At 64.4% G+C, this 24,371-nt stretch carries 22 protein-coding genes and 2 pseudogenes; 17 read left to right on the top strand and 7 right to left on the bottom strand.

Annotation, left to right across the window (positions count from 1 at the left end; translation table 11 throughout):
* Together QOH60_RS21545 and QOH60_RS21540 are read right to left on the bottom strand one after the other, a co-directional pair.
* Nucleotides 1–345, bottom strand: a pseudogene (locus QOH60_RS21545) (amidohydrolase family protein); the annotation flags it as partial.
* Nucleotides 346–415: 70 nt separating this feature from the next.
* The gene (locus tag QOH60_RS21540) at nucleotides 416–619 is read right to left on the bottom strand and encodes a ferredoxin (RefSeq protein ID WP_526423900.1); all 204 of its coding nucleotides are present in this window, start codon (nucleotides 617–619) and stop codon (nucleotides 416–418) included.
* A gap of 103 nt (nucleotides 620–722) precedes the next feature.
* Between QOH60_RS21540 and QOH60_RS21535 the strand changes: the two genes are divergently transcribed.
* Genes QOH60_RS21535 through QOH60_RS21525 form a run of 3 tightly spaced genes read left to right on the top strand, consistent with a single transcriptional unit; the run spans nucleotide 723 to nucleotide 3,688 of the window.
* Nucleotides 723–1,916, top strand: a complete 1,194-nt coding sequence (locus QOH60_RS21535) for a thiolase family protein (protein WP_526423899.1) — start codon at nucleotides 723–725, stop codon at nucleotides 1,914–1,916.
* 9 nt (nucleotides 1,917–1,925) lie between these two features.
* Nucleotides 1,926–2,762, top strand: coding sequence for an SDR family NAD(P)-dependent oxidoreductase (locus tag QOH60_RS21530; protein ID WP_526423898.1), 837 nt, complete (start codon nucleotides 1,926–1,928; stop codon nucleotides 2,760–2,762).
* The gene (locus QOH60_RS21525; RefSeq protein WP_526423897.1) at nucleotides 2,762–3,688 is read left to right on the top strand and encodes an alpha/beta hydrolase; all 927 of its coding nucleotides are present in this window, start codon (nucleotides 2,762–2,764) and stop codon (nucleotides 3,686–3,688) included. The genes QOH60_RS21530 and QOH60_RS21525 overlap by 1 nt, the downstream gene beginning before the upstream one ends.
* Before the next feature lie 20 nt (nucleotides 3,689–3,708).
* Here QOH60_RS21525 and QOH60_RS21520 read toward each other — a convergent pair whose 3' ends face one another.
* Entirely contained in the window at nucleotides 3,709–5,379 is a 1,671-nt protein-coding gene (locus QOH60_RS21520; protein ID WP_526423896.1) for a thiolase C-terminal domain-containing protein, read from the bottom strand.
* Between the two features lie 140 nt (nucleotides 5,380–5,519).
* Between QOH60_RS21520 and QOH60_RS21515 the strand changes: the two genes are divergently transcribed.
* Nucleotides 5,520–6,284 (top strand): SDR family NAD(P)-dependent oxidoreductase, encoded by a 765-nt coding sequence (locus QOH60_RS21515; RefSeq protein ID WP_526423895.1) that lies wholly within the window; start codon nucleotides 5,520–5,522, stop codon nucleotides 6,282–6,284.
* A gap of 12 nt (nucleotides 6,285–6,296) precedes the next feature.
* A complete protein-coding gene (locus QOH60_RS21510; RefSeq protein ID WP_526423894.1) occupies nucleotides 6,297–7,091 on the top strand; it encodes an SDR family NAD(P)-dependent oxidoreductase in 795 nt (264 codons plus the stop codon).
* A gap of 21 nt (nucleotides 7,092–7,112) precedes the next feature.
* Here QOH60_RS21510 and QOH60_RS21505 read toward each other — a convergent pair whose 3' ends face one another.
* Together QOH60_RS21505 and QOH60_RS21500 are read right to left on the bottom strand one after the other, a co-directional pair.
* The gene (locus QOH60_RS21505; RefSeq protein WP_526423893.1) at nucleotides 7,113–8,279 is read right to left on the bottom strand and encodes an acyl-CoA dehydrogenase family protein; all 1,167 of its coding nucleotides are present in this window, start codon (nucleotides 8,277–8,279) and stop codon (nucleotides 7,113–7,115) included.
* A gap of 3 nt (nucleotides 8,280–8,282) precedes the next feature.
* Nucleotides 8,283–9,311 carry an acyl-CoA dehydrogenase family protein gene (locus tag QOH60_RS21500; RefSeq protein ID WP_526423892.1) on the bottom strand — a complete coding sequence of 343 codons (1,029 nt, stop codon included), beginning with the start codon at nucleotides 9,309–9,311 and terminating at the stop codon, nucleotides 8,283–8,285.
* A gap of 238 nt (nucleotides 9,312–9,549) precedes the next feature.
* On the opposite strand from QOH60_RS21500, the gene QOH60_RS21495 reads away from it, so the two are divergent.
* Genes QOH60_RS21495 through QOH60_RS21475 form a run of 5 tightly spaced genes read left to right on the top strand, consistent with a single transcriptional unit; the run spans nucleotide 9,550 to nucleotide 15,162 of the window.
* Nucleotides 9,550–10,734, top strand: coding sequence for an amidohydrolase family protein (locus QOH60_RS21495; protein WP_526423891.1), 1,185 nt, complete (start codon nucleotides 9,550–9,552; stop codon nucleotides 10,732–10,734).
* A gap of 1 nt (nucleotide 10,735) precedes the next feature.
* Nucleotides 10,736–11,980, top strand: a complete 1,245-nt coding sequence (locus QOH60_RS21490; protein ID WP_526423890.1) for a cytochrome P450 — start codon at nucleotides 10,736–10,738, stop codon at nucleotides 11,978–11,980.
* A complete protein-coding gene (locus QOH60_RS21485) occupies nucleotides 11,980–13,617 on the top strand; it encodes a class I adenylate-forming enzyme family protein (protein WP_526423889.1) in 1,638 nt (545 codons plus the stop codon). The genes QOH60_RS21490 and QOH60_RS21485 overlap by 1 nt, the downstream gene beginning before the upstream one ends.
* Before the next feature lie 18 nt (nucleotides 13,618–13,635).
* A complete protein-coding gene (locus QOH60_RS21480; protein WP_526423888.1) occupies nucleotides 13,636–14,679 on the top strand; it encodes an NAD(P)H-dependent amine dehydrogenase family protein in 1,044 nt (347 codons plus the stop codon).
* 27 nt (nucleotides 14,680–14,706) lie between these two features.
* Entirely contained in the window at nucleotides 14,707–15,162 is a 456-nt protein-coding gene (locus QOH60_RS21475) for a nuclear transport factor 2 family protein (RefSeq protein ID WP_526423887.1), read from the top strand.
* Between the two features lie 134 nt (nucleotides 15,163–15,296).
* Here QOH60_RS21475 and QOH60_RS21470 read toward each other — a convergent pair whose 3' ends face one another.
* Nucleotides 15,297–15,989: a TetR/AcrR family transcriptional regulator gene (locus QOH60_RS21470; protein WP_526423886.1), complete on the bottom strand. Its 693-nt coding sequence runs from the start codon at nucleotides 15,987–15,989 to the stop codon at nucleotides 15,297–15,299.
* 96 nt (nucleotides 15,990–16,085) lie between these two features.
* Between QOH60_RS21470 and QOH60_RS21465 the strand changes: the two are divergent.
* Nucleotides 16,086–16,717: pseudogene (locus tag QOH60_RS21465) on the top strand (adenylate/guanylate cyclase domain-containing protein); the annotation flags it as partial.
* 339 nt (nucleotides 16,718–17,056) lie between these two features.
* On the opposite strand, the gene QOH60_RS21460 reads toward QOH60_RS21465, so the two are convergent.
* The gene (locus QOH60_RS21460) at nucleotides 17,057–17,992 is read right to left on the bottom strand and encodes a GlxA family transcriptional regulator (protein ID WP_526423885.1); all 936 of its coding nucleotides are present in this window, start codon (nucleotides 17,990–17,992) and stop codon (nucleotides 17,057–17,059) included.
* Between the two features lie 148 nt (nucleotides 17,993–18,140).
* Between QOH60_RS21460 and QOH60_RS21455 the strand changes: the two genes are divergently transcribed.
* The 6 genes from QOH60_RS21455 (at nucleotide 18,141) to QOH60_RS21430 (ending at nucleotide 24,021) form a co-directional block, all read left to right on the top strand.
* A complete protein-coding gene (locus QOH60_RS21455; protein WP_526423884.1) occupies nucleotides 18,141–18,800 on the top strand; it encodes an HD domain-containing protein in 660 nt (219 codons plus the stop codon).
* A gap of 96 nt (nucleotides 18,801–18,896) precedes the next feature.
* Nucleotides 18,897–19,463: a (2Fe-2S)-binding protein gene (locus tag QOH60_RS21450; RefSeq protein WP_526423883.1), complete on the top strand. Its 567-nt coding sequence runs from the start codon at nucleotides 18,897–18,899 to the stop codon at nucleotides 19,461–19,463.
* Entirely contained in the window at nucleotides 19,460–20,461 is a 1,002-nt protein-coding gene (locus QOH60_RS21445) for an FAD binding domain-containing protein (RefSeq protein ID WP_526423882.1), read from the top strand. Before QOH60_RS21450 ends, QOH60_RS21445 begins: the two co-directional genes overlap by 4 nt.
* Nucleotides 20,458–22,686, top strand: a complete 2,229-nt coding sequence (locus QOH60_RS21440) for a molybdopterin cofactor-binding domain-containing protein (protein WP_526423881.1) — start codon at nucleotides 20,458–20,460, stop codon at nucleotides 22,684–22,686. The genes QOH60_RS21445 and QOH60_RS21440 overlap by 4 nt, the downstream gene beginning before the upstream one ends.
* Nucleotides 22,683–23,177, top strand: a complete 495-nt coding sequence (locus QOH60_RS21435) for a DUF6841 family protein (RefSeq protein WP_526423880.1) — start codon at nucleotides 22,683–22,685, stop codon at nucleotides 23,175–23,177. The genes QOH60_RS21440 and QOH60_RS21435 overlap by 4 nt, the downstream gene beginning before the upstream one ends.
* The gene (locus QOH60_RS21430) at nucleotides 23,155–24,021 is read left to right on the top strand and encodes an alpha/beta fold hydrolase (RefSeq protein WP_526423879.1); all 867 of its coding nucleotides are present in this window, start codon (nucleotides 23,155–23,157) and stop codon (nucleotides 24,019–24,021) included. Before QOH60_RS21435 ends, QOH60_RS21430 begins: the two co-directional genes overlap by 23 nt.
* The last annotated feature ends 350 nt before the right edge of the window (nucleotides 24,022–24,371 follow it).

The raw sequence follows: 24,371 nt of genomic DNA, 5'->3' as shown, positions 1-24,371 counted from the left end.
CGTGCTGCCGGCGAAGCCGCCAAAGTTTGGGAAGCACAGCTGGGCCCACGTGCCCTCGATGTCCATGTCCTTGATGCGGTCCTCGATTTCGTGGCAGCCGGGCAGCATGTCGTCATAGCTGCGAGGGTCCATCCCGAAGTCGCGCGGATGCTTGCCGGCCACGGCGTTCAGAGCAAAGTTGCCGGACTGCCTGCCTTCGTAGAGCCAGGTGTCGTTGCCGTCGGGCAGCTTCACGATGCGCGGCGCCACGTCCGCATACTTCGAGGGCAGCCGATCCAGCCAAACGCGGGGGTGCTCGATGACATGGTCGTCGACCGAGATGATCTTTGCGTCGTCAGGCAGCATTGCGGAATCCTCCTGAATACATCAGTTTCTCAACAGTAGAACGTTAATTGCGTGCAACGCAACGTGCCGTTCACTCCGTCACGATCCGAAGCGCCTGCTTGGGGCACGCGTCGACCGCCTCGTGCACCGAGTCCTGGAGCTCGACCGGCGGCGTCGGCATCAGGATCTGAACGCCGCCGCCATCGTCGTCATCGGCCAGCTCGAAGACTTCAGGAGCCGCGGCGCAGCACAGGCCGTTGGCTTCGCATAGTAGCGGATCAACAGTGACCTTCATATCCTTAGTAGAACATCATGTGCTAATGAGTACAACGGCACTATCGTTGTCCGCATATGCTGCGTACGATCGCAGACCTACCGAGGGCGCTGGGGGTACCGAATTGAACGACGCAGTCATCGTGGACGTCGTCCGTCTGGCCGCCGGGAAGGGCAAGAGGGGCGGGGCGCTGGCGGGCTGGCACCCGGTGGAGCTGCTGCGCCAGGTGTTGTCCGAACTCGTCGCGCGCAACGACATCGAGGCCGCCCAGGTGGACGACGTCATCGCCGGATGCGTCGAACAGGTCGGCGAACAGAGCTTCAACATTGCTCGTAGCGCCGTGCTGGCCGCGGGATTCCCGGAGTCGGTACCCGCGACCACCGTCGACCGCCAATGCGGTTCTAGCCAGCAGGCGGTCCACTTCGCGGCGCAGGGCGTGATCGCGGGTGCCTACGACATTGTGATCGCATGCGGCGTGGAGTCGATGAGCCGCGTTGCGATGGGCACCTCCTCCTCCGGGGCCGACACGTTCGGCCCGAGCATCGCGGCACGCTATCCCGAGGGATTGGTCAAGCAGGGCGTCGCCGCCGAACTCGTCGCGGCACGGTGGAAACTCGATCGCGACGCGCTCGACGCGTACGCGGTGATCTCCCACCAGCGTGCGGCGGCCGCGGCGGACGCCGGTTGGTTCACACCCGAAGTCGTGGCGATGCCCGTCGCCGACGGGGACGACAGCCGCGGCGAGCACACCGTCGACGAGACGATCCGTGCAGGCACCACAGCCGAGGCCCTTGCCACGCTGAAGCCCTCGTTCTTCTCGGCGGAAGCAGCCGCACGCTTCCCGGCGATCGACTGGAGAATCACACCGGGGAATTCCTCCCCGCTCACCGACGGCGCGTCCGCCGCGCTGATCATGAGTGAGCGGACGGCACTGGCCTGCGGCCTGCGGCCGCGGGCGCGGTTCCACGCCTTCTCGGTCAGCGGAGACGATCCGCTATACATGCTGACCGCACCCATCCCGGCAACCCAGCAGGTGCTGCGCCGCGGCGGCCTGACCCTGGATGACATCGACGCCTACGAGGTCAACGAGGCGTTCGCGTGTGTGCCACTGGCCTGGGCGCACGAGCTGGGCGCCGATCCGGCCAAACTCAACCCGCGCGGCGGGGCCATCGCCCTGGGCCACGCGCTCGGATCCTCCGGAACCCGCCTGCTGGCAACACTTTTGAACCAATTGGAGGCCACCGGCGGCCGTTACGGCTTGCAGACGATGTGCGAGGGTGGCGGCCTGGCGAACGCGACGATCATCGAGCGGTTATAGGAGTACGCAATGGCAACTGACGACGTTCTGGTGATCACCGGCGGCGCCGGTGGGATGGGCCTGGCCTGTGCGCGCGAACTGGCCGATCGCGGTCTGCTTCTGCTGGTGGACCTCGGCGAGAAGCAGCTCGAAGCTGCCCGGTCCACGTTGACCTCAGAGGGCGCACGCGTTGAGACGCTGCGATGCGACGTGACCTCGGCCGCCGACACCGCGGCGGTGGCCGAGCGGGTGGCGGCCTTGGGGCGTTTCCGGTGCCTCGTGCACACCGCCGGGGTCTCCCCGGAGATGGCCGAGGCGCCCACGGTGCTGGAGGTAGATCTGGTGGGCAGCGTCCGCATCACCGACGCTGTGTTCCCGTTGGTGGTAGCCGGCAGCTCCGCCATTCTGATCGGCTCGATCGCCGGCTACAGCGACGTGGAGCCCGCCGTGGAGAAGCTGCTCGACGAACCGCTGGCCGAAGGGTTTTTCGCCGCCGTCGAACAGGCGGTGGGCCAGCCGCTGGACAGTTCGACGGCATATGTGCTCGCCAAGCGAGGAGTGATGCGGCTGGCCGAACGGCTGGCCACGCCGTGGGGCGCCAAAGGTGGACGCACAGTTGCCATCTCGCCGGGCCTGATTGACACGCCCATGGGCAGGATGGAACTGGAGCGTCAGCCCATCATTCCGCTGATGATCGACGTGACAGCGGTCAAACGACCCGAGCGTCCCCTGCCAGGTCGCCCTGAGGACATCGCCGCGGCGGTCGCCTTCCTCGAGTCCGACGCCGCGGCGTTCATCTCCGGGTGCGACATCCGCGTCGACGGTGGTCTGATCGGCGCCGGCAAGCACATGCTCGGCGTCGATTGATGCCCACACTGCGTCCGGAACAACTCGACCCTGAAATCCGGGCAGCGATCCGAGAGCTGCCAGATTTCGTATTCTCAGCCGACACCGTGCCGATGATGCGGGAGAACGCGGTGTTCCCACCGGTGCCGGCTCCGGACATCGAGCGCATCGAGCTCACGACCGCACCGAACTGCGGTGTGGAAATGACCCTGCTTCGTCCCCGCGATGCCGTTGGCGACCTGCCCCTCTTGTACTGGATGCACGGTGGCGGCATGGTGATAGGCAACCGCCACATGGACGACGCACGCCTCAATGAATGGTGCCGCTCGGTGTGGTGCGCATGCGTCAGCGTCGACTACCGACTGGCGCCGGAGGCGCCTTATCCTGTGCCCCTTGACGATTGCGATGCGGGGTTGCGCTACGTGTTTGATCACGCGGCCGAGCTACGCATCGACCGCGACCAGATCGGTGTCGGCGGACGCAGCGCCGGCGGGGCGCTGGCCGCTGCTCTCGCATTGCGTTGGCGCGGTAGCCGAGAGCACTCAGTGGCCTTTCAATATCTGGAATACCCCATGCTCGACGACCGGATGGATACGCCGTCGGGGCGAATCGACGGACTGCCTGTGTGGAGCCGCGAATCCAACGCATTCGGCTGGCGGAGCTATCTGGGTGACCGCTGCGGCACCGACGATGTGCGGTCGGATGCGGCGCCGGCCCGGGCCTCGGAGCTTGCCGGCCTGCCGCCGACCTTCATCAGCGTGGGTACCGTTGACTGCCTTCGCGATGAGGCGATCGACTATGCCGCGCGCCTGTGCCGGGCAGAGGTCTCGACCGAGCTCCACGTCTACGCCGGCGCCGTCCACGGCTTCGACATGTTCGACGACTGCGCGGTCGCCAAATGTGCCGCACGCGACAGCACAGACTGGCTCACCCGGCAATTCGTCTGACCCGCGTCCACTCCCCGTTCCTAGTCCCCTCGTCGCAGTAGTAGAGCTCCCCCGGGTGTGCCCCCGCCGGTGGTCACGACCGCGACCCGGGCGTCTGTCACCTGGCGGCCGGTGGCCTCCCCGCGCAGTTGTCGCATGGCCTCGGCAACGAAGCCGAAGCCATGGGTTCGTCCGGCGGACAACTGACCGCCATGTGTGTTCAGCGGCAGCTTGCCGTCCAGCGCAATTGTCGCTCCGCCATCCAGGAAGTCGGCCGCCTCCCCGATGCCGCAGAAGCCCAGCGCCTCCAGCCACGAGACCGCGTTGAAGGTGAACCCGTCATAGAGCTCGGCGACGTCAACGTCGTTGGGCCGCAGGCTGGTCCGGGTCCATAGATGCGTGGCCGGACCGAACACCTGCGGTTCGTGGGTCAGCGTGTCCTGGTCCCAGGAGATCCGGTCGAGCACTTGGGTGCCCACCGCTTCGACGAGCACCGGCGGCTTGGGTCGGTCGGCTGCGGTGTCGACCGAGGACACGACGACGGCGATGGCGCCGTCGCAGGGCACGTCGCAGTCGTAGAGGCCGAACGGTGAGCTGATCATCCGCGCGTCGAGGTAGTCATCGATGGTCAAGGCGTCGCGGTAGATCGCCGCGGGATTGCGCGCTGCGTTGGCCCGTGCGGTGAGTGCGATGGGGGCCAGTGTCGATGCCCGGTCGCCGCCGTAGCGCCAGAAGTAGTGCGAGGCGTTTATGCCGATCCAGTTGGCGGCCGACATCGCCCCGAAGGGTGACCGCCATTCGAACATGCCTGAGGGCCGTCCGCCGCCGGTGCGGATCTTTCCGCTCCGCACGAGTTCGGTGTGGGTCGCCTCCCACACGGTGCGAAAGCACAGCACGTGGCGGCACAGCCCGGAGGCGACCGCGAGCATTGCGGACACGATGCTTCCGGAGGGCCCCGGAGTTTCGGCGCCGCCACTGATCCAGGTGGGCTGGATACGCAGCGCCTCTTCCACGGCGGTCACCCCACCTTCGGCCATGCCCCCGACGTGACCGCCGGGATAGGTGGCCAGGCCGTCGATGTCGTCGAGGGACAAGCCGGCGTCCTCTACGGCGCGTAGGCACGCTGTGACCGTGAGGGATAGCGGATCCACCATCAGACGCCGGCCGATCGTCGATGCGCCCACGCCGGTCAGTGCCACCTTGTCCTCGAATTTGGAGACCGATGCCATCGGCCGCAGCGCTGACGTGAGGTCGCGTGGCTCGGGAACCGGCCCCGGCCCGGTGTCTTGCGGGTGGGGTTCGAACAGTGGAATCCAAACGTCGTCGTGCTGCTCGAACAGGACTCGCACCTGCATCCCGATCGCGACGTCATCGGGATCGCAGCCGACGATGTTCGTCGTCAGACGGACCGACGCGTCCTCCTCCAGAGCTACCACCGCGACGACGTAGGGCGGCGGAAACTTGGGCAGCCACTGCTGATGGTTGACGGTGAACCCGGCAACCGTCGCCCGCCCCGACACCGGCGCCATCGTGACGTCGGCGCCGCGGCACTCGGGACAGATCGGCTGCGGCGGGTGGTGGTAACGCTTACAGCTAGAGCATCGGGCGATCCGGAGCCGACCATCGGCGCCGCTGGCCCAGAACGGTTCGCTGCTGATCGTGGGCTGGGGAGCGGGTCGCTTGACCGGCTCGCCGGGACCGACTCTGGTCATGACACCTCCGTGAGTGGGCAGCCTTCGGATTTCGCAGTCCATATGGGCTCATGTGGTAGAGGTTAAATCTACTTACATGTACAGTCCGCTGTCATCAAGTGGATAGTGGGCCCATCAATGGATAGGGGTGACGGTTTCGCGTGAAGATCAAGGACAGCAAGGCCGTGGTTGTCGGTGGTGCCTCGGGGATGGGGCGGGCAACCGCACAGCGGCTGGTCGAACTCGGTGCCCGCGTTGCAGTCCTGGACCTGCCGGACTCCGACGGGGCCACCGTCGCCGGGGAACTGGGCGGCGACACGTCGTTTCATCCGTGCGATGTGATGGACACTGACGGTGCTGAGCAGGCGCTGCAGGCCGCCGTCGAGGACTTGGGTGCCCTGCACATTGCGGTCAACACCGCCGGGGGTGGTACGTCGCAGCGCACGCTGGCAAAGACCGGTCCGCACTCGCTGGAAGCCTTCCGGTCGGTGATTGACCTCAACCTGATCGGCACATTCAATCTGAACCGCTGGCAGGCGTGGCACATGAGCCGCAACGAACCCGTTGACGGCGAGCGCGGAGTCATCGTCAACACTTCCTCGATCGCGGCGTTCGAGGGCCAGATCGGCCAGGTCGCGTACACCGCCGCCAAGGCCGGGATCGCCGGGATGTCGCTGACGATGGCGCGCGATCTCGGCAGCCTAGGTATCCGGGTCACCTCGATAGCGCCGAGCCTGTTCGCGACTGGCATCACGTCGCGAATTCCCGACGACATGGCCGCTGCCCTCACTCGCGAAGCTGCCTTCCCTCGACGGATGGGGCGACCCGACGAGTACGCCGCCCTCGCCGTGGCCATCGCCGAGAACCAAATGCTCAACGGCGGTGCGATTCGCCTCGACGCCGGCCAGCGTTTCGGCCCGAAGTAGTAGGCGCCCGTCGTGGATCTTGGGTTCGCCGGTGCGACCGCGGTGATCGCGGGGGGTACTCGTGGCATCGGACTTGCTACGGCGGTGTGTCTGGCTGGTGAGGGTTGTCGGGTCGGCCTGGTGGGCCGAGACGAGGGTCGGTTGCGGGATGCCGCGGATGCGCTGCAGGCTGCTGGTAGCCCGGAGGTGCTGCAGTTGCCGGCCGACTTGGCCTCGATCTCCGATGTCGACGCCGTCTTCGAGGAAGTCCAGATGCATTGGGGCACACTCAACGTACTGGTCAATGCTGTAGGGCCGGGCGGGGCGGGACGCTTCGAGGAGCTCGACGACGCAGGATGGTTCGACGCGTTCGACCAGGGAGTGCTCTCGGCGGTGCGCTGCGTGCGAGCGGCCTTGCCGCTGCTGCGCGCCGCGGACTGGGCGCGGATCGTCAATGTGACGGCGATGTCGGTGCAGCGCCAGTCGACCGGATTGATCAGCTATACCGCGGCGAAAAGCGCGCTGTTCGGCGTCACGAAGAACCTCGCCCGCAACCTAGCGGCCGAGGGCATCCTGGTCAACGCCGTCGCCCCGGGCCCGATCCTCACCGATTGGGCGCGACCGATGCTGGCCGCGGCCGAAATCGAGATGGACGACGCGGTCGCGGCATTTAGGTTGCTGCAGCGCGCCCATCACATGTCGGTGGATCTAGGCCGAATGGGCCTGCCCCACGAAGTCGCCGCTGTGATCACATTCTGCGCGTCGCGTGCCAACGGTTATATGACCGGTGCGCACCTCAACGTCGACGGTGGCAGCGATTTTGTATGACCAAGGTCGTGCCGGCTGCGATCAGCGGCGTGGACGGCTGCGGGGTAGCCCTAACCTGTTCTCGACGATCAGGCTGCGCAGCACTTCGCTGGAACCGCCGTAAATTGTCGTCGCAACTGCGCTGCGGTAATGGGCATTGAGCGCGCCGTCAACGGGAGCGTCTGGATCAGTCCAATCCAGCATGCCCGCGGTTCCGGCGATGTCGGCGGCTACGGCCGACGCCCGCACATAGCTTTCCGGCCCGAACAGCGCCGACACCGGGCCCGGTTTGTCGCCTTCGGCGTCCAGGAACGCCACCCGCAAAGCGAGCAGGTCGGCTACCTCGGCTTCCATCGTCATATGTGCCAGTCGTTCCCGCACCAGTGGATCGCTGATGAGCGCGGTGCCGTCAGGTCCGGAGTGAGTGCGGGCGAATTCGAGTGCATCGGCGGCGACCAATCCCGTCCGCGAGGCGGGCGCGACGTTTTGCTCGGCCTCCAACGCGGCCAGCATCACCGAAAACCCCTGGTGCGCTTCGCCGACCGTGTTGGCGTCGGCGACCCGCACGTCGTTGTAGAACACAATATTGGTGCGTTCATAGCCAATCGTGTGCACGGGCCGGATTTCGATGCCCGGTGAATCCAGCGGTACCAGCAGCATCGTCAGGCCCCGGGTACCGGCGGAGCCCGGTTCTGAGCGGGTCAGCAGAAAGCAGTAGTCAGCCAGATGCGCGAAGGTGGTGAAGATCTTCTGCCCGTTGACGATCCACTCGTCACCGTCTCGCTCGGAGCGGGTCGCGCAGGCGAAGACATCAGATCCGCCCGCGGGTTCGGTGTAGCCCAGGCAGATCAGAATCTCGCCGGCCGCAACGCCCGGCAGAATTCTGGCCTTGAGCTCTGAGGAGCCCGCGGCCCTGATCGCGTTGGCCGGCAGCATCGTCGTCCCGGGCCCGATCGTGGGAACGCCTCCCCGGCGCAGCGTATCCAGCAGCACAGCGGTCTCGAATTGATCGAGTCCGGCCCCGCCCTCGTCCACCGGCCAGGCCGGGGCGATCCATCCGCGCTCCCCCAATTTTCGCGTCAGCTCCCGGTCGGCGCCGTCTCCGGTGCGTCGCTCGTTTTCGATCACCTTGCGGGTGACGTACTGTGCGACGAACTCTTCTGCGTCGCTGCGGATTCGGGCCCAGTTCTCGGGTTCAGTGAAGTCCATGTTTCAGCGGCCTCCTGTGCTCACCGGGCCGAAGCGCCTGTCGGCGAGGGTGAGCAGTTCGCCCCGCGGATCGGCGAATGCGACCGCCCACGCTTTGGCACGTCGGTAGTAGAGCTGGATGTCGTACTCCTCCATGAAGCCATACCCGCCGTGGACATGAAGGCTGTGTTGACTCGCCTGATACGCGGTCTCGGCGGCGAATACGAAGGCCATCGACGCCAGCGCCGCCCCGTCGGTGTACCCCGAATCCAGTGCCCAACAGGCCTTGTGGATCAACAGTTGCGCCCCGTCCAACGCCGCGACAGCGTCGGCGAAGGGGTGAGCGACGGCCTGGTACATCGCAATCGGCTGCCCGAACGCGTGACGCACCTTCGCGTAATCAGAGCCGATGCGCACCGCCTCGGCGGCCAGCCCGATCAGCGCCGCCGCCCGCAGCACCCGAACCTCGTCAAGAGCCTCAGCGAACAGTCCCCAGGCCTGATCCCCTTCCGCGAGCGGCGTGCGCTCACAATCGGTGCTGTCCCAGCGCTCCACAGCCAGGCCGCCAAGGTTGCGTCGGGGGATTTTCGGCAATCCATCAGGGCGTGTCACGTACAGAAGTGACTCTCCGTCCAGCGCCAATACGCCGTCGGCGATCGCCCCGTCGACGAGCCACTGCTGTCCCACCGGTGCGGGCCGCGTCGCCAACGACACGATGCTCGATCCCGTCAAGATAGGTCCCAACAGCTGCTTTTCCCGCAACCGGCCCAACAGCCGGGCCGCCGCCGCGGTCTCGGCAACCGGTATCGGAGCGAGGCGGCGGCCCGCTTCCTCCGCTACCAGCGCAAGCTCCAGCAAGCCGCCATCGGCGCCCCCGCAATCTGCTGGAACACCGATCCCCACCGCGCCGATGTCGGCGTAACCGCGCCACAACGGCTCGTCGAAACCCGAGACCTCGGCGATCCGGACCCGCTGGGGCGTGGATTCCTTGCGGAACAGGGCCGCAAACGTGTCTCGGACGGCGCGTTGCTCCTCGCTCAGGCGCAGATCCACCGGGCTCCTCCTCGTGAGTTGGGCACCTACACGCGACGGCTCGAGGACGACGGGCGAGCAGCGCAGAGAGTTACATTACCCATATCAGCGGAGATACACCTCACTAGAGTAAAGGCATATTCTCTTCGTACGCACCCGATGTTAGAGTAAACGAGCACACGACCTACTCTGGCGCGGAGTGGCAACCTACGCAATCACCGCTCGAGGTGTCGACGAGGCCAGCACAAGGAGGAGTTCGATGACACAGAAGTTGGGATTCACGGTCTTCGACGGCGACAACCACATGTACGAGACCCGCGACGCATTGACGAAGTACCTGCCGCCGGAGTACAAGGGCGCGATCCGGTACGTCGAAGTCGACGGACGCACCAAGATCGCCACGCTGGGACAGATCAGCGACTACATTCCCAACCCGACCTTCGACAAGGTCGCCGCGCCGGGCGCTCAGGAGGACTACTTCCACAACGGCAACCCCGAAGGCAAGAGCCAGCGCGAGATCCTGGGCAAGGCGATCGAGTCGACCCCCGCGATGCGTGAACCCGGGCCCCGACTGGCGCTGCTGGACGAGCAGGGCATAGACAAGTCGATGATGTACCCCACGCTGGCCAGCCTGGTGGAGGAACGGTTCCGCGAACACCCAGAAGCGACCCACACGATCATCCACGCCCTCAACGAGTGGCTGGACGAGACCTGGTCCTTTACCTATAAGGACCGCATCTTCACCACACCGATCATCACCCTGCCCATCGTCGAGAAGGCGATCGACGAGCTGAACTGGGTGGTCGAGCGCGGTGCGCGCGCCATACTCATCCGGCCGGCACCGGTCCCCGGACTCCACGGCCCGCGGTCATTCGCCCTGCCCGAGTTCGACCCGTTCTGGAAGCGGGTGGTCGAGACCGGCGTGCTCGTCATCATGCACGCGTCCGACAGTGGGTATTCCCGCTACGCGGGCGACTGGGAAGGCGCCGGGGAGTTCCGACCCTTCCAGTCCACACCGTTCCGCTCGTACTACACCCTGGCCCGTAACCCTGCCGAGGACGCCGTGGCCGCGATGGCCTGTCACGGTTTGCTCACCCGATTCCCAGAACTGCGTATCGCCATGGTGGAGAACGGAACAACCTGGCTGCCAAGGCTTTTACAGAACCTCAGCGATACCCACAAGAAAATGCCGCAGCTCTACGGTGAGGACCCGGTGGAGGCGATCCGGCGTTGTGTCTACTTCAATCCGTTCTGGGAGGAGAACGTGGCCGAGCTCGCCAAACTGGTCCCAATCGACCACATCCTCTTCGGCTCGGACTACCCACATCCCGAAGGCCTCGCCGTTCCGCTCAGCTACGCCGATCGCCACCCCGAACTGGGCGACGACGAGATCGCGATGGTGATGGGCAGCAATTTGTCGAACCTGATGCAGGTGGGCGCCTGATATGTCGACCGATCAGGATGCGGCATCTGCAACCAAACCGCGCGACGACGCCTCCCCTATGGAGTTCAACCCATACTCCGACAGTTTCTTCGACGACCCGTATGACACCTATCGCTGGATGCGTGACGAGGCACCGGTGTACTACAGCGAGAGGTGGGATTTCTACGCCCTCACCCGCAACGCGGATGTCGTTGCCGCGCACCGGGACTGGGAGAGTTTTAGCAGCGCTTACGGTGTTACCCTGGACGCTTTGTCGATGCGCCACAGGTTCGACGAACTCAAGATGTTGATCCTGATGGATCCGCCAGAGCACGAGCGGCTGCGCAAGCTGGTGCGCCAGGTGTTCACTAAGGCAGCGATCGCAAACCTCGAGCCATTGGTGACCGACATCGTCACGTCGCATGTGCAGGCGCTGGCGGGCGAGGATCACTTCGACCTCGTTGCCGACTTCGCGGCGCTGTTCCCGGTCGAGATCATCTCCTCGATGCTGGGCGTGCCGGACGGGGAACGCCAGCAGATCCGGCTGTGGACCGACGGGTTCCTGCACCGCGAGGAGAACAATCCGTTCGCCACCGAGAGCGGGGTGGCGGATTCGGCGGCGATGGGCGAATATTTCCTGGACTTGGCGCGCGAAAAGAGGCGCAAACCCGACGACCTGATCATCAGCCGGCTGGTGACCACGACCGTTGAGGATGAGTCCGGGGTCACGCACCGGCTCACCGACGAGGACATCGCCACGTTCTCGGTGCTGCTTGCCTCGGCCGGCAGTGAAACGGTCACCAAGCTGATGGGCAACGGCGTCATGGCCTTTCACAACAATCCCGACCAGTGGGAGCTGGTGCTCCAAGACGCCGACCTGATCCCGGGAGCGATCGAGGAGATGCTGCGACTCAACCCGCCGTCGCAGTATCAGGGCCGATTCACCACCCGTGACGTCACGTTGGACGGCGGGACCATTCCCGAGGGCTCTCCGACGTTGTTGGTCACCGGCGCCGCTACCCGCGACCCGCGTGCCTACGAGCGGCCCGACGCGTTCGACATCCGCCGAGGCGGGGCCACCACGTTGGCGTTCGGGTACGGCGCACACAGCTGCCTGGGCTCCTGGCTCGCGCGACTCGAGAGCCGCGTCGCCTTCCACCAGCTGCGCGAGCGCTGGCCCCGATTCGACGTCGACACCGACGGTCTGCGCCGGGTCACCATGTCCAACGTCGCTGGCTACTCCCACATCCCCGTCCACGTCGGCTGATGGCCGGGGCCCATGCGGTGGCCGGCGATTCGACGCCCAGCGCCATGCCGGCCAGCATCCCCGAGCTTCTCGCCCTCAGGCGTGACGCGCCCGACGGCGCGTTCCTCATCACCGACGACGAGCGGCTGACCTTTGCCGAGGCCGATACCGCGTCGCTGGAATTGGCAGACGCCTTGCTGGCCGGTGGTGTCGGCAAGGGAACCAGGGTTGGCATCCTGTTTCCTAACTGCGCCCAGTGGCTGATCTCCTGGCTGGCAGCGGCACGAATCGGCGCGCTCACTGTTCCCTTGTCAACGTTCGCCCCCGGCGCTGAACTCGCGCGGTTGTTGCGGCACACCGATGTCCAGGTGGTGCTCATGGGCCAGTCGATCGCCGGCCGCGACCTCGTCGAGCGGGTGCAGGAAGCGCTGCCCGGCTTGACAGATGGGGGCGCCGCGATCGCCGAGCCGGCAGCGCCCTTTCTGCGGCGTGTCCACGTCTGGCCCGACTGTGACCACTCCTGGGCATCACCGTGGCCGCGGCGAGCGGAATCTGTTGCATCGCTGACAGCTTCGGCCGAAGCCGAGGTAGGGCCCGCCGATGACCTCGTCATGGTCACCACGTCGGGGACGACGGCGCTGCCGAAGTCCGTTGTGCACACTCATGGCAGCCTGGTGCGGCACGCCTACATTCTGGCGCACCATCGCGGTGTCACCTCGACCGACCGCGTCTACTCCCCGATGCCGTTCTTCTGGGTAGGCGGCTTGACGATGGTTGTGCTGCAAGCACTCTCGACCGGCGCGGCGATCCTCGCGCAGGATGTATTCGAGCCGGGCAGCACGTTAGGCCTGTTGGAGCGGGAACGAGCGACGTACATCTCGTGCTGGCTGCAGGCCAGCCGGGCGATGGCCGACCATCCCGACTTCGCTAAACGTGACCTCTCCAGCGTGCGAGGCGGCACCATGCTTGAGGCGCTGCCACCCGATCGGCGACCACGCGAGCCCGACCTGATGTCCAACATGCTGGGCATGACCGAGACCGGCGGCCCGCACACGATGGCCGAGGTGCCCGACACCCCGCTGTCACCGGAACGACGCGGCTCCTTCGGAATTCCGCTACCTGGTGTGGTGTCGCACCGGATCGTCGACCCGGCAACGGGCGCCGAGGCCACCGCGGGTCACGAGGGCGAAATCCAGGTGCGTGGTCAGATCCTGATGAACGGCATCTACAAACAGGAACGCCACGAGGTGTTCGGCCCCGACGGCTGGTATGCCACTGGGGACCGGGGATGGTTCGACGACGCCGGCCACCTGCACTTCACCGGCCGCGCAAGCACTCTCATCAAGACGGCGGGATCCAACGTGTCACCCGCGGAGGTCGAGTCGGTGTTGGCTTCGATGCCTGAGGTCCTGCACAGCTTCGCGGTCGCCCTGCCGGACCCCGTCCGCGGAGAGGTAGTCGGGGCTGCTGTCGTGCCCGCCAGTGGGGCGCAGTTGTCGGTCGAGGTCATCGTCGCCCACGCTCGCCGCAACCTGTCGACGTTCAAGGTGCCCAAGGTCATTCGGCTGATCGCGGAGAACGACCTGCCCATGCTGCCCACCGGCAAGATCGACCGCCAAGGTCTCGTACGCATGTTGACCGCCGATGGGTCCTGCTGATCCGATCGGAGAACGAACGTGACATACAAAGTCGTCCAATGGGGTACGGGTAATCTCGGAGCGCTCGCCGTGCAAACCATCCTCAAGCACCCTGATCTGGAGCTGATCGGCACGTGGGTGTCGTCACCGGAGAAGGCGGGCCGCGACGTGGGTGAGCTTTGCGGGTTGCCGCCGATCGGACTCCTCGCAACGCAGGACGCCGACGCACTGACTACCGGCGACGCGGACTGTATCTGGTACGCCGCTAGCAGCATGGGTCGAGACGACGAGGTCGTCGACGACTGCGTCCGCATGCTACGGGCCGGGAAGAACGTCGTCAACGCATCGGACCCGGCTCTTGTCTATCCGAAGGCAAAGGGCGGCAACGTCTATGACCGTCTGCATGAGGCTTGCCTAGCAGGGGCGTCGTCGTTCTACACCAGTGGCGGGGATCCCGGATGGGCGGGATTCGGACTTGCGTTGGCGCCGCTGACTATCGCCCAGCAGGTCCGCTCGATCAAGCTGTTCGAGATCTACAACTACGGGCCCTGGAACAACCCGCAGCTCGACCTTTACGGCTTCGGCAAGCCTGACACCTCGTCCTCGATGATTCTTTCGCCCGGCGTGACATCGAGTATCTGGGGTCCCAGCATTGCGATGCTCGCCGACGCAATCGGTGTGACGTTGGAGGGTATCGAGGAGGCCCACCGGGTGATCTACGCCGACGAGGATTTCGACATCGCCTCCGGCCGCATCACTCAGGGAACCGTTTCCGGAATGTCGTTCTCGATCAACGGGATCGTCGATGGCCAGCCGCGCATCGTGATCGAGCACATCACAAAGCTACGGCGTGAAGACTTCCGCGAGCATGGCCTCGACGACGTCTACCGCGTCATCATCGACGGCGAGCCGAACATCAAGGTCGATATGTTGTTGACGTCAGATTTCGGAGACACCACTCACGCCGGCTACATCGTCGCGGTCACCCCGGTAACCAATGCCATCCCTGCGGTGTGTGACGCGGCGCCTGGCGTACTCACCTACCTGGACCTGCCACCACACGGTGCACGCGGACTGCTCTGAGGACACGAAAATGAAACGGAGTCAGTAATGTTCACTCGAGAAGAACTTGCCGCCGCCCACGACCACTTCATGGCGGTGAGCCGGTCGGCCCAGGAAAGCGGCGACTGGGAGGCCTATTGCGAACTGTTCACCGTGGATGCGGTCTACGTCGAGCACTTCGTGGGCACGTTTCACGGGCGCGAGGAGATCAAGGCGTGGCTGATCCCGGCGATGTCGATGTGGTCGCAGATGCGATATCCGTTGCGCTGGCGCACGTTTGACGAAGAAGCCGGTCTGGTCGTCTTCGCCGTCGGCAACGAGATGCCACATATAAACGGCTCAGAACCGTTCTCAGTGGAGTCCTGGACGCTGTTGCAGTATGCGGGAGACAATCAGTGGTGGCGGGAAGAGGACATCTACAACCCCGATGCGATGCTGAAGATGCTCAGCCGATGGTGCGACGCCGCGGGAGTTCCGTTCCCAGCACCTGAGATTCAGGCTTGAGGTCAGCCGGAACGGCCTGCAGTCTTCGACGCTATCGCCGTCGAGAAACCCATCGTGTCAACGTGTGGTTGATGACTTGATTGCCCTCAAGATCGCAGGCGCCGTGACCTGATTCGGGCATGCTGCCTCGGCGCTCAATCCTCGCGCCGCAGTATCGCGGCCGAACAGAACGCCCATAGGTCGTCGACGCTGGTCTGACTGCCGCCGCTCAACACCCTGGAGTGGGTCGACGCCAGCAGCAATTCCTGAAGGAGCGCCGCTTGTGTATGCAGGGGTAGGTCCTCCCGCAGCCGGCCCGCTTTGGCGATGCCGGTGAGCAATTCGACGATGAAGCTGTGCAAGGGTTCCAGTGCGCTGGCGAGTTCGGTTGGCCGCATCTCCGCGAGTCGAAGGTGCAGGACACTCAACCCACGTGCCAGCCGCGCGGGCATCTCGGTGATCTCCGACAACGCATCCAGGAGCGCCCGAAGCCGCAGCACCGGATCGTCGATGCCCTCGCATTGCTTTTGCAAGATCGGCATCGCGGTCTTGCGCAGAATCGTCTCGTATACGGCCAGCATCAGGCTGTCTTTGCTGTCGAAGAACGTGTAGAAGGTGCGCTGCGATTGACTTGAGCGGTCGACCACGTCCTGGATGGAGAAGTCACTCTCGTCGCGTTCGGACAGCAATTCGATACCGGCGTCAACGAACCGATCGCTGCGCTTGCGGGCGCGATCGATCGCGTTTCGCAGTGATCGATCGACACTGTCACGCTGCCAGCTGGGTACGTTCGCGTCGACTCGCTCGTCACCGTTGGTTTTCGGCTCAACCGCCTTTTGTCGCGCCATGGCGCACTCTCCCATTACCTCGATCAACCTCGGCCAGGAAGTCGCCGATGATCAGCGCTACTTTATCCGGGCATTCCTGGTGCGCAGTGTGCGCCCCGAGATCTGCTCGGGCGGCATGTCGGAACCGATGTGGCCCGACGCGCAATCGAACACGGAACGTCACTCAGTGGCGATGTCCGCGAGGTCGGAGTGCTCTACGTGGACTTGGTCGACTCGACGTCGTTGGCTAGTTCGCGACCGCCGCAGGCGGTAGCCGAACTACTGAATGAGTTCTTCCGATTGGGTGGTCGCTGCAGTCGACGACCGCGATGGGCTGAGAAACAAAGTCGAAGGTGATGCTGCCCTGGCAGTCTTCGGCGCGCCGCTTGCCATCGATGAGCCAGCGTAAGCCGCGCTGGCGACGGCTCGTGTGTCAACGCAAAGTTTGAGGAGGCCGCCTCAGCTCGACTTCGCCATCGGAGTCTCGGCTGGTTCCGTCTTCGCCGGCAACATCGGCGCAGAGCACCGCTACGAATACACCGTGATTGGTGATGCGGTGAATGAGGCAGCTCGCTCGGGCGGGCCACGCGAAGCAATGGGATTCGCGGATCCTGGCCTCCGGCAGTGCGATTAGATCTGCTACGCCAACCGAGCAACAGCACTGGGTGTTCCGAGGCTCGGCTGTGCTACGTGGTCGATCCGTCCCGACTGAACTTGCCGAACCGCTGACCGTCGATCTCGCCCGTTGAACCGAAGAAAAAGGGCCGCAACTCTGCGGCCTTTCTCTGGTGGAGCTGCCGGGAATCGAACCCGTTTCGGGGTGCAGGTCCCTGAGCCGGACCGGCGCTGAGCTGCGAAACAACATTTTGGTGAAATTCACCAGAATTGACCTCTGTGGACACCAAATGTGCCCAAAATGTGCCCAGCAAGCCCCTCGACTGACAGCGCGCAGTTGCGCTCACTAGAGCGGCCGATTCGTGCGGCATGCGAGGTAGGCCGAGAGCAACAATAGTCAGCGATATCGGCTGTAGTTCAACAGCTTTGGCGCATCTCGAGGATAGAGGCCCCGTTTCGTTGCGATCAAATGCTTACGCGACGCCCGCGCGAAAGCTGCGCCGATAAGCCGTCGGTGTGGTGTCGAGCCGGCGCCGGAAGTGGGTCCGCAGGTTCAACGTCGTGCCGAAACCGCATCGCTCCGCGACTTCGTCGACAGACAGATCCGTAGTCTCCAGCATTCGCCGAGCGTTATCCATCCGCTGGGAGAGCACCCACTGCAGCGGAGTAGCCCCGGTGGCATGGCGGAACCGGCGCGTGAACGTACGCGCTGACATCGAGCATCGCGCTGCCATGCCTTCGAGCGTGAATTCATCTCGCGGGTTGTCCTTGATCAGGGTGCAGAGTGCCGCAATAGGTCCGGTGCCCGTCACGTCGAGGGGGCGTGGGATGAACTGCGCTTGGTTTCCTTCGCGATGTGGGGCGGCTACGAGCGCCTGAGCGACGCGGCGCGCGACGTCCACTCCCAAGTCTTTGCGCACGACATGGAGGCACAGATCGAGCCCCGAGGAGACACCCGCCGATGTGAGGACGTCGCCGTCGTCGACGTAGAGGACGTCAGGACGCACGTCGACGCCGGGGTACCGGTTGGCCAGTTGGGCGGCGAATTGCCAGTGCGTGGTGGCAGGTCGCCCATCGAGGATGCCGGCTTCAGCAAGAGCGAAGGCGCCCACGCAGATCGAGATCATCCGCGCGCCGCGGGCGTGCGCGCGGCGAAGGGCTGATAGCACCGACGGATCCAGAGGTACGTCATGCGGGCGGTAACCCGGCACCACTATGGTGTCCGCGCGCGCCAACGCACGCAGACCTACGTTGGGCGTGATCGTAAATCCGGCGGTGGTGCGCACAGTGGTCGTCGGGGCGCACACCCGCATCCGATAGGGCAGATGCGAGAACACCTGAACCGGCAGCGCGAAGTCAAGTGGAATTACGTCGTCTAGTGCAAGGACGACCACACGGTGCTGATCCATGGGCTTGATTATATTGATCAAGGATTTCAAGCCACCACTCATCTCCCCATCACGGGCGGTGTCACCGCTCAAGAAGTTGGCTTGAATATATTGAACAATGGCTTATAGCCAGTGGCCGCAAGCGGACGTCGGGACGACACTGGATGCCATGACGACTGAGCACGCGCCCTCAGAGACAGAGTCGCCCCATACGCCTCCCCCGATTCCGTGGGCGGCGGCCGCGCTGGACTTGGTGTTCAGTGAGGAGAATCGCCCGGTCGCCAATCACAGTGTGCGCAGTTGGGCCTTCGCACGAATCCTGCGCAATCATTTGGCCCTCGCTGGCGAGGTCGATGAGTCCTTGCTGTTCGCCGCGACGGTCCTGCACGACCTTGGACTGCGCCGGGGCGCGCGCGAACCGGTCCGCTTCGAGATCGATGGCGCTGACCGCGCCGCCGAATTCCTTACAGCACACGGACTGGAAGCCGCAGAGGTGGACAAGGTCTGGGAAGCGATCGCAGTGCACACATCGGACGGCATCTCCGAGCGTCGCGGTCCGCTGTCGATGCTCGTACGTGCCGGCGTCGGCATCGACCTCGGGTATTCCACCGAGCTGGTGACCGACGAGCAGGCCGCGGCCATTCACGCGGCCTACCCACGGCTGGCGATTGGCCGCAGCATCGTCGACGACATCGTGGAACAGGTTCGCGAGGTTCCCGACCGCGGGCCGGGGTACTCGCTCGGCGCCGTGCTGGCGCGTGAACGGTCAACCCCACCGCATCTCTCACAACTAGAACTGAACGTCGCGGCCTCGCGCTGGGGTGAATGAGTCAGGGCCCCGAAGAGTTGGTTGGCGCGAGACCTCTTCCTGGCCAACGCACGACTGCTCCTCAACAGCTGAAGCCCAAGAGAAACCGGTACAAACATGACTGATGAAACCGGCCCAAACGCCAGCGAGCATCACTCCGAGGAGCTGGTGTATACCGTGGAGCTGACCGTCAATGACCGCCCATACCAACTCGCAGTCGACCCGCGCACCTCCCTGCTTGACCTTCTGCGCGAGAACCTCCAACTGACGGGAACGAAGAAGGGATGCGATCACGGCCAGTGCGGTGCCTGCACGGTACTGCTCAACGGCCGTCGCATCACCTCATGTCTGACACTGGCCGTGATGCATGACGGCGATAACGTCATCACCATCGAGGGCCTCGGCTCCCCAGATTCCTTGCATCCCTTGCAGGCTGCCTTCATCGAACACGACGCTTTCCAATGCGGTTACTGCACTCCGGGTCAGATCTGTTCAGCCGTAGGCATGCTCGCCGAGGCAGACGCTGGGTGGCCCAGCCACGCGACGGAGGACGTGGGCGTCGAACCGGTTGAGCTGACACAGGCTGAGATACGGGAGCGTATGAGCGGCAACATCTGCCGCTGTGCGGCGTATCCAAACATCGTCGCTGCGATCCGCCATGTACGCGGTGGGGTCGCAAAGTGAGATCGTTCACCTACGAACGTGTGACAGATCCGAGCACAGCCTGTTCTGCCGCCGCGGCACGCCCCGATAGCAAGTTCATCAGTGGTGGAACGAATCTGATCGACCTGATGAAGCTGGAGATTGAAACCCCAGCCCATCTGGTCGATGTCAGCCGGCTTCCGTTGACGGCGATCGAAGAGCTGTCCCAGGGTGAGCTGCGAATCGGCGCTTCGGCGCGAAACTCCGATGTCGCCGCGAATCCGGTTGTGCGCAGCCGGTATCCGGTTCTCACTGAGGCGCTGCTCGCCGGTGCGTCGGGGCAGCTGCGCAACAAGGCGTCGGTTGGCGGTAATCTGCTACAGCGCACACGTTGCCACTATTTCTACGACACCGCCGCGAGTTGCAACAAGCGTCAGCCCGGCTCGGGCTGCGCTGCCCTCAACGGCGCCAATCGTAACCATGCCATCCTGGGCGCAAGTGACGCGTGTATCGCCACGCATCCCTCCGACATGGCAGTCGCGCTAGCGGCGCTGGGAGCTAGGGTCGGACTTCTTAGCCCGGAAACGACGACCCGCGATCTACCGATTGATGAGTTCTATCGTCTGCCTGGCACGACGCCGCATCTCGAAACTAACTTGGCTACCAATGAATTAATCACCTCCATAACCGTGCCCCCGCCACCGCCGGGCAGACAGCGCTACCGCAAAGTCCGTGATCGAGCGTCATACGAGTTCGCCCTGGTGTCGGTCGCGGTGATTCTGGACATCGAGGGCGACACGATAACCGAGGCACGGGTTGCGTTCGGTGGTGTCGCGCACATGCCTTGGCGTTCCACCGAATCCGAAGCCGCGTTAAGGGGGCGACCGGCGATTCCGTCGACCTACCAATCCGCTGCCGACATCGCGATCGACGGGGCGATTGGCCGTGGAGAGAACGACTTCAAGATCGAGCTCGCTCGAAACACGTTGCGCCGTACCCTGACCGACGTTGCGGCCATGATCGACCAGAGGCCCTCATGATCGGGCGTGGCGTCAGTCGAGTCGACGGTCCGGCCAAGGTAACGGGCCAGGCAACCTATGCCTACGAGCACCACGCGGACGACACTCTCTATGGGGTTGTTATCACGGCAACAATTGCGCGCGGCCAGATCCAGACGATCGACGTGTCGAAGGCCGAGCAGGCACCCGGTGTGCGCGTGGTGCTCACCCATGAGAACGTCCCCGCCCAGGGGGTGCGCGACGAGTCAATTCCATGGGCGTACTGGCGCGCTCACCCCACGATCAGCGGCACCGAGATCCATCATTACGGCGACGCCATCGGCCTCGTCGTCGCCACCACGCTCGAACAAGCGCAAGCCGCGTCGCGGCTCGTCAAGGTCCAATACAAATCAGCGACAGGCCATTTCGACCTACACCAAAGAATGAGCGAGGCGTACGCTCCCGCGGCACTGCCGGCTGGATTTCCGCCCGATACCGACTTGGGCGACTTCGACCAAGGATTCGCCGCCGCGCCGTACAAGGTGGATCAGCACTATGTGTTGCCGTGGTACTTCGCACAACCCATGGAGCCAAACGCTTGTACCGTCGTACCCCGCGGTGACGATCTGTTCGTCTACGTTGGCACCCAGATCGTTGATGCGTCGCGAGCTTCGATTGCCGCCACCATAAGGGTGGACCCTGAACGCATTCACGTCATCAGCCCCTTTGTCGGCGGAGGATTCGGTTCCAAGCTGCGCGTGCATGCCGAAGCGATTCTTGCGGTGCTGGCAGCACAACACCTGAATCAGGCGGTGAAGGTGACGCTGACCCGCCGGCAGATCGTCGAGGTGGTGGGTGCGCGTCCTGCGTCACTTCAGCGGATACGTCTGGGCGCCGGCGAGGACGGTCGCCTCATCGCTGTGGCACACGAAGCCATAACCCACACCAACCCGAAGGAGGAGTTCGCCGATCCGATCGCTGTGTCAACTCGCAGCCTGTACGCCGCGCCGCACCGGCGTACCCGACACCGCTTGGTGCAATTGGACATGCTGGACGGCGAAGATGTACGCGCCCCTGGCGAGGCCTCCGGTCTGCTGGGACTCGAGTGCGCGATGGACGAGCTCGCGCACGAGGTCGGCGTCGACCCTGTCGAGCTGCGGATCCGCAACGAACCCGCACGCGACCCCGAGCGTGATGTGCCCTTCTCTGAACGGCTCTTGGTCGAGTGCCTGAAGGAAGGCGCGGCCCGCTTCGGCTGGAGCCGCCGTCCGGACAGACCCGCTAGTGTTCGAGACGGCCGGTGGCTCATCGGCTACGGGGCAGCGTCGGCGACGCGGGTGCAACCCATCATGGATGCGGCGGTACGCGTGCGCATCGAGCCCGACGGCAATGCCGTCGTCCTATCGGATATGACAGATATCGGCACGGGCACCTACACCATCTTGACCCAGCTCACCGCCGAAGAGCTGGGTCTGCCTATGGAGCTTGTCCGCGTGGAACTCGGACGGTCCGACCTGCCGAAGAGCATGGGGTCGGCCGGGTCATGGGGCGCCGCGAGCGCGACCGTGGCGCTGCACAACGCCTGCGAGAAACTTCGCCAGATGCTGGCTCACACAGCAAGCAACGATCCACGCTCCCCGTTGCACGGTCAGGAGACCACGCCCACGGTGTTCTCGGAGGGGCGCCTCAGCGACGGAGCCCTATCGGAACCGCTATCAGACGTCATGGCGCGAAATCATCCCGCAGGCCTGGAGGCCGAGGGCATTTGCGTCAACATGATGCAGGACCCCAACTACGCCGACTACTCCATCGCGACCTATGGTGCGCACTTCGCCGAGGTCCGCGTCGACAGTGACACAGCGGAGGTCCGCGTCAGCCGCATGCTGGGCGTTTTTGCGCCGGGCCGAATCCTCAATGCGAAAACGGCACGTTCGCAGCTGATTGGCGGCATGACGTTCGGATTGGGAATGGCCCTACTGGAAGGCGCCGTGCCAGATGCGCATACCGGTGCCTTCGTCAACGCCGACCTAGCCGAGTATCTGGTGCCGGTGCACGCCGACGTCACCGACATCGATGCCGTCTTTGTCGACGGGTTCGACGACAAGGCCAACGCCATCGGCGTTAAGGGGCTCGGCGAGCTCGGCATCTGTGGATCCGCCGCCGCCGTGGCCAACGCCGTGTTCAACGCCACCGGGGCGCGCGTCCGAGAGTTCCCGATCACGATCGACAAACTGCTCCCGGCTTTACGGGATTCACAACGGCTATGAATAACCTTCGTGCCCTGTCGCCGGTCCACGACGAAGTGACACAGTGGTTCTTCGACGATTACCTCGCCATCTGGGTTGCGGTGGGGACTGGCGCGATTGCTCGCGGACCCGACTTTATCCTCGACTACTGGTCGGTACCACTGCATTACGCCACTGACCGAACAACCCAGTGGCTTCTCAACCCAGCAGAGGTGGTGCGCGTCTCGGCACAGACCCATGACCGACTGCGCGGTCAGGGGTTTGCGTCCACAGCCGTCCCGGATCACGAGGTGACGGTTTATCACCGAGATGGCGCGGCGATTGGGGCGATCTTGTCGCGCTGTCGAACTGATGGGAGCGAAATCGACCGTCAAGCGGCACATTTCGAGCTGGCGCGACGGCCGGCGGGGTGGCGGATGATCGGTATTCAGTCAACGCACAGCACCGCGGACTCACTGAACACCGCGTGGCTGCGGTCGAAAGGACGACATGACCACCACATCGGGACTTAGCTACGGCACCACGCCCAATCAGGTCATTCAGGCCGACAACGGCATTGATTATGCATGCCGTGAAATCGGCACCGGCGCAGTCCCGTTGGTGCTGCTGCAACACTTCCGCGGCAACCTGGAGAACTGGGACCCACAACTGGTCGACGCTCTGGCCTCACATACTCGCGTCGTGGCATTCGACAATGCCGGTGTTGGAGCCACAACCGGAACAACACCTGACACGATCGAGCAGATGGCTCGTGACGCCATTGCCTTTATCGCCGCGCTGGACGTGGGACGTGTTGATCTGCTTGGGTTCTCGATTGGCAGCTTCGTCGCCCAAGAGATCGCGCTCATTCGGCCCGACCTCGTTCGCCGCTTCGTACTGGCCTCGTCAGCACCGCGAGGCGGGACCGGGATGCATGGCTGGGCCCCTGAGGTAATCAAAGCAGTGGGTCAGCCCCAGCCCGACCCCAACGGTTATCTCGACGTCTTTTTCACTTCCTCCCCCGCGAGCCGTCAAGCGGGCCAGGAGGTATTGGGACGCATATATGCGCGCACCACCGAGGTCGATGAAGCTACCACCTGGGCGACCAGGCAGGCGCAGTACGACGCTGTATGCGACTGGGGCATCCCCAATCATGCAGCGCTCCAGCGCGTCAGCGCGATCGATCATCCAGTGTTCATCGCGAACGGCGACAGCGACCCCATGATCCCGCCGCACTTCTCCCATCTACTGGCCGGTCTCATCCCCCAAGCCAGGGTCAAGATCTACCCCGACGCCGCTCACGGATTCCTGTTCCAGCACGCCGCCGAATTCGCAGCCGACGTCACGGAATTTCTCAACGAGCGCGGGACGGGCTAATTCTCGACGACATAGCCAACAAAATGGACGACCTGGTATCGGGGTGTGCGCAAATGCCCACAAAAGACGCAGGTCAGGGCTAAAACACACCCTGACCTGCTTTTACTCCTGTGGAGCTGCCGGGAATCGAATCCGGCTCTTAAATGGCACTGACCTGCGGAAACGCGAGATTTCAGTACGCAAAACGACGCGAAAGTACGCGAAAACACCCGGGAATACGCGAATGGTGTTGACGGCGTCAACAGATGCGGACCTCCAACCCACAGCCGGTGCCCGGCCATCAGCCCGAACCCGTTGCGGCCGAAAGTCATTGCGCCTCACCACTCGCTGCGGTTACCGCGCTGGCGGGC

The organism is Mycobacterium sp. (assembly GCF_032159765.1).
Taxonomy (GTDB): domain Bacteria; phylum Actinomycetota; class Actinomycetes; order Mycobacteriales; family Mycobacteriaceae; genus Mycobacterium.
Note: the sequence above shows the minus strand (reverse complement) of the source record. Positions and strands in the feature narration are given on the sequence as shown.